Raw genomic sequence first — 9,103 nt, forward strand, 5'->3', positions numbered from 1 at the left:
GAGCTCCTCGCCTCGGCGGGCGCAGACTTTGACGCGGTTATGGGCGAGGCCTCGGAGATCCTGTCGGGCCTGACCGGCGGGGCGGGCCTCGTCTCCTCCCCCACCCATGACGCGCCGGTACGGCATGTCGAATTCGTGCCCCTCGCCGGCGGCGATGCACTCTGTGTGCTTGTCACCGAAGACGGCGATGTCGAGAACCGCTTTATCAAGGTGCCGGACGGCCTGCCCCTCACGACGCTGATCGAGGCCGGTAACTATCTCTCCACCCGCCTCAAGGGCCGCACGCTGGCGGAGGCGACCACTGAGGTGCGCATCGAATTGCGCACCCGCCGCGCCGCGCTGGACACCGCCGCCACCGCGCTAGTCGAGGCAGGTCTCGCCCAATGGGGCGGCGACGCGCCGGGCCGGGGCCGCAGCCTGATCGTTCGCGGGCGCGCCAACCTCCTTGAAGACGCCAAGGCGGCCGAAGATCTCGACCGCGTACGCCAGCTGTTCAACGAACTCGAACGCCAGCAGAGCCTGCTCGAAATCCTCGACACGACCCGCGACGCCGAAGGCGTGCGCCTGTTCATCGGCTCGGAGAACCGGCTTTTCCCGCTCTCGGGTTCAAGTGTGATCGTGGCTCCCTATATGGGGGGCACGAAACAGGTGATCGGGGCACTCGGCGTGATCGGGCCAACACGGCTCAATTATGCAAGGGTGATCCCGATGGTGGATTATACCGCCAAGGTGGTCGGCGAGATTCTCGCTGGCCGGCGCGGCAAGGATGGAAAGTCATGAACGATACAACGAACACGAACGAAACTGCCGATCTGGAAAACCTGGCCGAATCCCCCGCAGGCAGCCCGCCGGCACTAACGCCGGAACAGGTGATCGCGAAGCTCGAAGCCGAGAAGGAAGAGCTGCGCATGCAGTTCCTGCGCACCTATGCCGACCTCGACAACACCCGCAAGCGGGCCGAGCGCGAAGTGTCAGAAGCGCGCGTCTATGGCATCGGCAAGTTTGCCGGTGACCTCCTGAACGTCGCCGACAACCTCGCCCGCGCCCTCGCCGCCCTGCCCGACGCGGACCGCGACACGCTTACCGAAGCCGGCAAGAACCTGCTCGGCGGCATCGAGATGACCCAGAAGGAACTGCACACCGTCTTCACGCGGCACAATGTGCTGGAGATCGACGCCGCCCCCGGCAGCCCGTTCGACCCGAACGTGCACCAAGCCGTCGCGCAGATCCCCTCCCCGCACCCGGCCGGCACCATCGCCGAACTCTTCCAGCCCGGCTGGCGCATCGGCGAACGCATCCTGCGCGCCGCCATGGTGGCGGTGAGCCTCGGGCAGGCGAACTAAGGCAAATTCCGCTTAAGTGGGCCCCGGTTGAGCGAAAGAATTTCGCGACAATTCAAAAAACCTGCAGCAAGTGATCTGATTCCAACAGATCTCTAGGCCTCGGGCGCCAGTTCGCTTTTGCCGTCCGGATCGGTAAGTCGCCTGCCGCCTCTGGGCTTGCGGCCGAGTTCTTCAGCAAAGGCGTGATTCACGTCGCGGTGCCCCGCTTCATCCTGGCGCACTACGATCACCACATCGCGCAGCGTCGCATCGGCCGGAAGCTTCCAGTATTCGATCGCCACCTCAGGCGCCGGCGGGTTGGGCAGCCGGCCTGCGTCGATTTCGTTGAGGTAAGACGTGTAGCTGATGACGGCCTCTTCCTCAAAATAGCCCACCAGCCGGTGCGCCGTGCGCGGCGCAAACAGGTAGAGCACGAAGAAGGCGTTGAAGAAGATGCCCTGCGCCAGAATGATCAGTCCACGTTCAAACCAGTTCGGCTTCGCGACGGCGATGAAGGTCATCAGGTGCATCCGCTCATTCTCGGCTTCCGAGAGCAGCGTATGGATCCAGCCGCGGTCATCCTGGAACCGGCGCAGGCTTTTCAAGTGATTGAGCATCCCGCCCACCATGCCGGGCACAGCCGCAACCGTCTCGAGCACGACCGCGCGGTGCCCATAGCGCTTTCTGAAGAACACATCCGCAAAAAAGCGCAGCATCTTGGTCAGCCCGTAGGCCACACGGTCTGACAGGTCGCGGGGCGCATGCCGGTACTCCAGAGGCATGGATTTGGGAGAAGTTGCGTCAATGGCCACGGCGGTCACCTCTCCTCCGCGGATGGTGCCGGAAAGCTTACGGACAACCCGGCATTGCCCGGACAAGCCGTCGCAGGCGCGCCTACTGCCCCAAAATTTTCCAGGCCGTAACTGTGCCCGGCTCCCAGTTCGGGACAATCACGACATCTCCGAACACCGAGAGATCGTTCTGCAGGATGCCATCGGCTTGCGTGTCAATCATCAGCGTAACGGCGCCGTCTTCGCCGACATGATGGATCTGGCCGGGCCAGCTCGAGACGAGATAGCCGCCCCCGGGCACGAGGCCGATACCGTCCGCATCGATCATGCCGGCGGCGATCAGCGTCTCGGAATCTGCTGCACGCACGTCAATCAGTTTGCCATCGGTCATCGTCGAGACGAGTAACCGGTCACCGTCCCCGAGGATGCCGTTGATGCCCGCCCAACCGGCATTCGTCGCAAAAACGGACGCGCCTTCCGGCGTCACCTTGTGGATCGTCGCGGTGCCGGAATCGGAAACGAGGATGTCGCCCTTCCAGACCGTCAGGTCATTCAGGAAGACGACGCCCTCCATAATCACCTTGCCTGTTGCGGCACCCGTGGCGGCGTTGAACATCGCGACGCCGTCGCGGTCGGCGACGTAGAGCACGCCGTCATGCACCGCCATGCCGGTCGGCGCATGCAGGCCCTCGGCAAACTTCGCGGCGGCCAGTGAGCCATCGGCGTTGAGCCGCGAAATGTAGCCGTTGCCGTCCAGCGCGCCGGACTCGCCGGGCCCGATGTTCGAAATGAAATAGCTGCCATCCGGCGCCAGCGCGGCGCCTTCGGGCTGCTCGAAACCGCTCGCCGTCCAAAGCAATTCCAGCGAGCGCGCTCCGGCAATGGATGCCTCCAACTCCGTCGCCGCGACCGCTGGCCCTGCCGCCTGTTCAGGGCTCTGACCGCCGCACGCCGCCAAGGCGAGCGCCGCAAAGGACGTGACGATAAGCGTGCGCATGTTCGGGCTCCCCGTTGGATTTCGGGAGACTATGGCACGGGTGCGGCCTTCGTGAACAGGCCTGTCCGAAGCGCCGGAAAGACCGGCAGGATCAGCAGTGCGTCCGGCCTGCCGAGCAAAGGGGTCCAGAGCGGCAGCGCCATCACAAGGCCGGCGGCCAAGGCCAGGTTCCAGCTGCAACCCTGCCGGACCAATTGCCCTGCCACCAGCAAAGCGACCAGCGCGAGCAGCGCCCCAAGGTCATAGTTGAATGCGTATGGGGTCAGCAGGAACGTCCCGGCAAGCAGGAGGCGGCTGCGCGTCTCCTCATTGGTTGCACGCGCCATTCCATAAAGGCAGGCCAGCACCAGCGGCGCCGCAAGGCAGGCGTGCAGCGCCAGCGCCGTTGCGTGCGCCAGGCCGGCCGCACGGAACGCAGCAAACCAGGTCGGCATCATGTAGAGGAACTGGCCACCCCAATGCGCTGCCACATATTGCTGGTAGGGCAATATGACCTGGAAGAAGGCCGCCCAGGCGGGCGCTCCGAATATTGCTGCCGCAAGGCCGATCAGACCGCCCGTAAAAACAACAGCCCAGGCGATCGTGGCAAAGCGGCGCTCGGCCAGCAGCAACAGAGGCAGCAGCAAGCCCAGCTGCGGCTTCATCGTCAGCACCGCGAACATCAAGCCTGCCGCGATTGGCCGGGCCTTGCGCCAGTGCAGGGCTTGCAACATCGCGGCGCCAAAGAACAATCCATTCTGCCCGGCAAGAACCTGCAGCACGAAGACCGGGGCCAGCAGACCAAGCGCGGCAATAAACACTATGTGACGATCCGCGCTGTCCGCACGTTGCGCAAAGGACCAGACGATCCATACGAACCCGCCTCCGGTCACCGCCATGAACAGGGCACAGGCCGCCGCATAGGAGAGCAAGCAAAGCGGCCACGTCACAAGCAGCATCTGCGGGGGGGGGTAAGACCATGCTCGCGCGGATCCATGCCGGAGATGCCGAACGCGGCCTCCAACGCGGCCTGATGCGTCGTCTGTTCAGCGAGCAGTGACAGGTCGCCTCCTAACGCCAGACGGCCAGACGGCCAGACACCCAGTAATTTGCGAAATCCCGGTTGGCAAAGGCTGCCGAGGGCGTGCCGGCAAAAAGGCCTTCAAGAACACCCGCGGGCGACGCCACCCAGAATGCGGCATTGGCTAGGGAAAACAGAAAGAGGCAGACGAATATCCTCGACGAACCCCCATAACCGGCGGCTGGCGCATCGACAGCTGTCGCCCGCGGGCTGTCTATAGCCAGATCCTATCACTCCTGTACCTGGCGGCGAACCCTAGCAAGGTGGTTCTAAGATTTTCCGATCCACCCAGGAAGGCGCCTCAAACCTGCCCGCGCCGGTCCATGCCCTGACGATCCACCATCCAGCCCGGATACTCGGGCGGCAACGCCGAAACAGCGTCCAACGCAGCGAGGTCGGCCGCATCCAGAACGACATCCACGGCGCCGAGATTGTCGGCCAGCTGGTCCATCGTCCGTGTGCCGATGATCACGCTGGTCACGTGGCTCTGGTGCAGCAGCCAGCCGAGCGCCACCTGTGGCACGGTCACGCCCTTCTGCGCCGCAATGTCGCGCATCACGTCGATGATGTTGAAACCCTTCTCCTTGTCCACCGGCGGAAAGTCGAAAATCGTCCGGCGCGCATCGTTCGGCCCTGCTCCGTCACGGCTGAACTTGCCGGAAAGAAATCCGCCTGCCAGCGGGCTCCAGGGCAGGATGGCCAGGTTCTGGTCTTTCGCCAGCGGCACCACCTCGCGCTCGAGGTCGCGGCCCGCGATGGAATAATACATCTGGCAGCTCTCAAACCGGCTGAAGCCCCGCTTGTCGGCATAGGCCACCGCCTTCATGATTAGCCAGGCCGGCATGTTGCACAGGCCCACATATCGCACCTTCCCGGACCGCACGACGTCGTCGAGCGCCTCGACCGTCTCCTCGATCGGCGTCAGCGGATCGGTGCCATGCACCTGGTAGAGGTCGATATAGTCGAGCCCAAGCCGGTCGAGGCTGGCGTCCACCCCGTCGAAGATATGCTTGCGCGAGAGCCCCGAAATATTGCGGGCGTGCTTTTCGCGCCGCTCGGCTTCGGCTTTCTCGGCAGCGCCAGCCCCCTCCGCCACCAGCGTCGAGACGCGGCCGAATACCTTGGTCGCCACCACCGTTTCGTCACGCGGCAGCCCCGTATTGCGGATCGCCTGCCCCAGGATCGCCTCTGAGCGGCCCGCCGAATACACATCCGCCGTATCAAAGAAATTGATGCCCGCATCGAAGGCCGTCCGCACCAGCGCATCGGCCTCTTCCTGCTGCTGCTTACCAATGAACTTCCAGATGCCCCCGTCGCCGCCAAATGTCATCGTACCGAGACAGAGTTTCGAAACAACGAGACCGGTGTGTCCGAGTTTAGCGTATTTCATGGGGGCGCCTTTTCTGCTGCCCCGCCAAGATAGGAATGATTGGCAGGGCGTCTATAGAATAAAGATTCAGGCCGCGCGCCCCGGCTGTTCCACCCCTCTGACGCTTTGTAAGTAGTTTTTGAGAATGATTTTCAAATACAGCCAGTCCGACTCGGGCATAGACGGCGCCCATGCCTGGACCTATCCAAATGTGCATGCGCCCCTTGAGCACAGCCCCAGTCTTCCCATATCGACGACCGAACAGGTGAGTGGGCGCAAGCCGCCTCCTCACCGCTCAAAATAGTTACTTGAAGAGAGCCATTGGCGGCCGGGGCTGCTGAGCAGACCGAACCCAAACCCCGCCCAAGGCAGCTAACGAAGAGAGAGAGACAGAATGAGCAAGATCATTGGTATCGACCTCGGCACCACGAACTCGTGCGTCGCCGTGATGGAAGGCGGCCAGGCGAAAGTCATCGAGAACGCGGAAGGCGCACGCACCACCCCGTCCGTTGTGGCCTTTACTGAAGCTGGCGATCGCCTGATCGGTCAGCCCGCACGCCGCCAGGGCGTCACCAACCCCGACTTCACCTTCTACGCCATCAAGCGCCTGATCGGGCGCACCTTCGATGACCCGACCGCGCAGAAGGACAAGGCGATGAGCCCCTTCAGCATCGTCAAGGCGCCGAACGGCGACGCTTGGGTCAAGGGCCGCGATAAGGACTATTCCCCTCAGGAAATATCCGCCTTCATCCTCACCAAGATGAAGGAAACTGCTGAAGCCTATCTCGGCACGAAAGTGACGCAGGCCGTCATCACGGTGCCTGCCTACTTCAACGACGCTCAGCGCCAGGCCACCAAGGACGCTGGCCGCATCGCCGGCCTCGACGTGCTGCGCATCATCAACGAGCCGACGGCAGCCGCCCTCGCCTACGGTCTCGACAAGTCCGGCAACAAGACCATCGCCGTCTATGACCTCGGCGGCGGCACCTTCGACGTGTCGCTCCTCGAGATCGGCGATGGCGTGTTCGAAGTGCTCTCGACCAACGGCGACACCTTCCTCGGCGGCGAAGACTTCGACCTTCGCATCGTCGATTTTCTCGCCGGCGAGTTCAAGAAGGAACAGGGCATTGACCTGAAGACCGACAAGCTCGCGCTGCAGCGTCTCAAGGAAGAAGCTGAGAAGGCCAAGAAGGAGCTCTCCTCTGCCACGCAGTACGAAGTGAACCTGCCCTTCATCACTGCGGATGCTTCCGGCCCGAAGCACCTCAATATCAAGCTGACCCGCGCCAAGTTCGAAGGCCTCGTCGAAGACCTTGTAAAGCGCACCATAGATCCGTGCCAGAAGGCGCTGAAAGATGCTGGCAAGACCGCCTCACAGATCGATGAGGTCGTCCTTGTCGGCGGCATGACCCGGATGCCGGCCGTGCAGGAAGCGGTGAAGAAATTCTTCGGCAAGGAGCCCCACAAGGGCGTCAACCCGGACGAAGTCGTCGCCATCGGCGCGGCCATCCAGGGCGGCGTCCTGCAGGGCGATGTCAAGGACGTAGTGCTGCTCGACGTGACCCCGCTCTCGCTGGGCATCGAAACGCTCGGCGGCGTGTTCACTCGCCTGATCGACCGCAATACGACGATCCCGACCAAGAAGTCTCAGGTCTTCTCGACCGCCGAGGACAACCAGCCTGCCGTGACCATCAAGGTCGCCCAGGGCGAGCGCGAAATGGCCGCTGACAACAAACAGCTCGGCCAGTTCAACCTCGAGGGCATCGCCCCTGCTCCGCGCGGCCTGCCGCAGATCGAGGTCACCTTCGACATCGATGCCAACGGGATCGTCTCGGTCTCGGCCAAGGACAAGGCTACCGGCAAGGAACAGCAGATCACCATCCAGGCGGATGGCGGCCTCTCTGAAGCCGATATCAAGAAGATGATGGCCGAAGCCGAAGCCAATGCCGGCGCCGACAAGGCTCGCCGCGAACTGGTTGAAGCCAAGAACCATGCCGAAGCCCTCGTTCACCAGACCGAGAAGCAGATGATCGAGCATGGCGAGAAGGTGTCCGACGCGGTCAAGGGCGAAATTGAATCGGCGATCGCAGACCTGAAAACTTCTGCCGCCGGTGACAACACCGCCGACATCCAGGCCAAGCACCAGTCGCTGATGAACGCCGCGATGAAACTCGGCGAAGCGATCTATGCCGCCGCCGGCACCGCCGCCGCCGAAGCCGACGGTGCCAAGGACGACGGCGTGGTCGACGCCGACTTCGAAGAAGTCGACGGCGACAAGCGCGGCTGAGCGCCTTTCCTCCCCACACAGACAAAACCCCGCCGGAAGCATCCGGCGGGGTTCTTCATTTCCGGTTTCCGTTTCCCGCTCATCCCCGCGCAGGCGGGGACAAGGAGCCGCCAGACCCGAACGACATCCCCGCCTGCGCGGGGTTAAGCGGCATCAGGCTTCCAGAACTTCCCTCACCCAGCGCTTCAAAAATCCCGCCAGCACCTTCTTCGCCGCCGCGATCTCCTCCATGTTTCGCAAGACTTCAATCGCACGGATGCCGGACTGCCAGGCCAGCAATGCGTCATCGAACGCCGGAAGCGCCCCTTTGGTTTCCTTGCGCATCGTGTCGCAATGGAAGATCAGCCGGATGCTTTTCAGGTCACCGAAATTGAATGTCACGCAATGCGCCCCGCCCACGGCATAACTCGGCGCACTCCATTTCACGGGCTCGTCCAGTTTCGGCGCCTTCAGTCCGAGTAGGATCGCCCTCAGCGCCTCCGGTGAGGCCGCCACCTTCGCCATGTCAGATCAGCACGACTACCTTGCCGGTTGCCTTGCGGTCCATCAGTTCACGGATGGCTTCGCCGCCGCGCTCAAGCGGGTACGAGTTCGACACATGCGGGCGGATCTTGCCGTCCTTGTAGAGGGCAAACAGTTCCTTGACGTTCTGCGCATGGGCCTTCGGATCGCGCGCCACCGCCGCGCCCCAGAACACGCCGCGCACATCGCAGCTTTTCAAAAGCGTCAGGTTCAGCGGCAGTTTCGGAATTCCGGCCGGGAAGCCGATTACGAGGAAGCGGCCTTCCCAGTTCAGTGCGCGCACGGCCGGCTCGGCATAGTTGCCGCCTACGCCGTCATACACGATATCGACGCCGCCGCCGGAGATCGCCTTGATGTCATCGGCGAATTTCTTCTGCCCGTCGCGGTCGAGTTCTGCGGCATAGACGAGGCCCTTGTCGGCGCCTTTCGAGAGACAGAAGTCCACCTTCCCCTGCGTCGAGGCCGCCGCGATCACTTCCAGGTCCATCGCCTTGCCAAGCTCCACCGCCGCGATGCCAACTCCGCCCGCCGCGCCCAGCACCAGCAACTTCTCGCCCTTCTTCGGATTCGCCCGGTCCTTCAGAGCGTAGTAGGAGGTGCCATAGGTCATCATGAACGCCGCCGCTTCGTCGAAGGGCATATTGTCCGGTATCGCCATCACGCTCGGCGCGGCGGCCACGGCATACTCCGCCATGCCGCCCGTGCCCACGGATGCCAGCACCCGGTCGCCCGGTTTCACATGGCTGACACCCTCG

8 protein-coding genes and 1 pseudogene are annotated in these 9,103 nt (G+C 63.3%); 3 read left to right on the plus strand and 6 right to left on the minus strand.

Annotated elements, in window-relative coordinates; all coding sequences use genetic code 11:
* On the plus strand, positions 1-780 hold a 780-nt coding region (locus WEA77_RS00180; RefSeq protein ID WP_368065855.1), incomplete at its 5' end, for a heat-inducible transcriptional repressor HrcA.
* A complete protein-coding gene (locus WEA77_RS00185) occupies positions 777-1,343 on the plus strand; it encodes a nucleotide exchange factor GrpE (RefSeq protein WP_368065856.1) in 567 nt (188 codons plus the stop codon). The genes WEA77_RS00180 and WEA77_RS00185, both read left to right, overlap by 4 nt.
* 92 nt (positions 1,344-1,435) lie before the next feature.
* On the opposite strand, the gene WEA77_RS00190 is transcribed toward WEA77_RS00185, so the two are convergent.
* The 4 genes and pseudogenes from WEA77_RS00190 to WEA77_RS00205 all read right to left on the minus strand — a co-directional run bounded on the left by WEA77_RS00190 (position 1,436) and on the right by WEA77_RS00205 (position 5,560).
* On the minus strand, positions 1,436-2,104 hold the full coding sequence (locus WEA77_RS00190; RefSeq protein ID WP_368065862.1) for an alternative oxidase: 669 nt from the start codon (positions 2,102-2,104) through the stop codon (positions 1,436-1,438).
* Between the two features lie 112 nt (positions 2,105-2,216).
* A complete protein-coding gene (locus WEA77_RS00195; RefSeq protein ID WP_368065857.1) occupies positions 2,217-3,110 on the minus strand; it encodes an SMP-30/gluconolactonase/LRE family protein in 894 nt (297 codons plus the stop codon).
* A 29-nt stretch (positions 3,111-3,139) separates the two neighbouring features.
* Positions 3,140-4,054: pseudogene (locus tag WEA77_RS00200) on the minus strand (glycosyltransferase family 87 protein); the annotation flags it as partial.
* A 417-nt stretch (positions 4,055-4,471) separates the two neighbouring features.
* Entirely contained in the window at positions 4,472-5,560 is a 1,089-nt protein-coding gene (locus tag WEA77_RS00205; RefSeq protein ID WP_368065858.1) for an aldo/keto reductase, read from the minus strand.
* A 373-nt stretch (positions 5,561-5,933) separates the two neighbouring features.
* On the opposite strand from WEA77_RS00205, the gene dnaK reads away from it, so the two are divergent.
* Entirely contained in the window at positions 5,934-7,826 is a 1,893-nt protein-coding gene (gene dnaK, locus WEA77_RS00210; protein ID WP_368065859.1) for a molecular chaperone DnaK, read from the plus strand.
* 153 nt (positions 7,827-7,979) lie between these two features.
* Here dnaK and WEA77_RS00215 read toward each other — a convergent pair whose 3' ends face one another.
* Complete coding sequence (locus WEA77_RS00215) at positions 7,980-8,330, minus strand: hypothetical protein (RefSeq protein WP_368065860.1); 351 nt, start codon at positions 8,328-8,330, stop codon at positions 7,980-7,982.
* Between the two features lies 1 nt (position 8,331).
* The coding region (locus WEA77_RS00220; RefSeq protein WP_368065861.1) for an NADPH:quinone oxidoreductase family protein at positions 8,332-9,103 on the minus strand (772 nt) is incomplete at its 5' end.

The sequence above is a fragment of the Hyphomonas sp. genome, from assembly GCF_040882205.1.
Lineage (GTDB): Bacteria > Pseudomonadota > Alphaproteobacteria > Caulobacterales > Hyphomonadaceae > Hyphomonas.

Coding starts and splice junctions, on each gene's coding strand:
- WEA77_RS00185 (WP_368065856.1), top strand. CDS start 777: ATGAACGATACAACGAACACGAACGAAACTGCCGATCTGGAAAACCTG.
- WEA77_RS00190 (WP_368065862.1), bottom strand. CDS start 2,104: ATGCCTCTGGAGTACCGGCATGCGCCCCGCGACCTGTCAGACCGTGTG.
- WEA77_RS00195 (WP_368065857.1), bottom strand. CDS start 3,110: ATGCGCACGCTTATCGTCACGTCCTTTGCGGCGCTCGCCTTGGCGGCG.
- WEA77_RS00205 (WP_368065858.1), bottom strand. CDS start 5,560: ATGAAATACGCTAAACTCGGACACACCGGTCTCGTTGTTTCGAAACTC.
- dnaK (WP_368065859.1), top strand. CDS start 5,934: ATGAGCAAGATCATTGGTATCGACCTCGGCACCACGAACTCGTGCGTC.
- WEA77_RS00215 (WP_368065860.1), bottom strand. CDS start 8,330: ATGGCGAAGGTGGCGGCCTCACCGGAGGCGCTGAGGGCGATCCTACTC.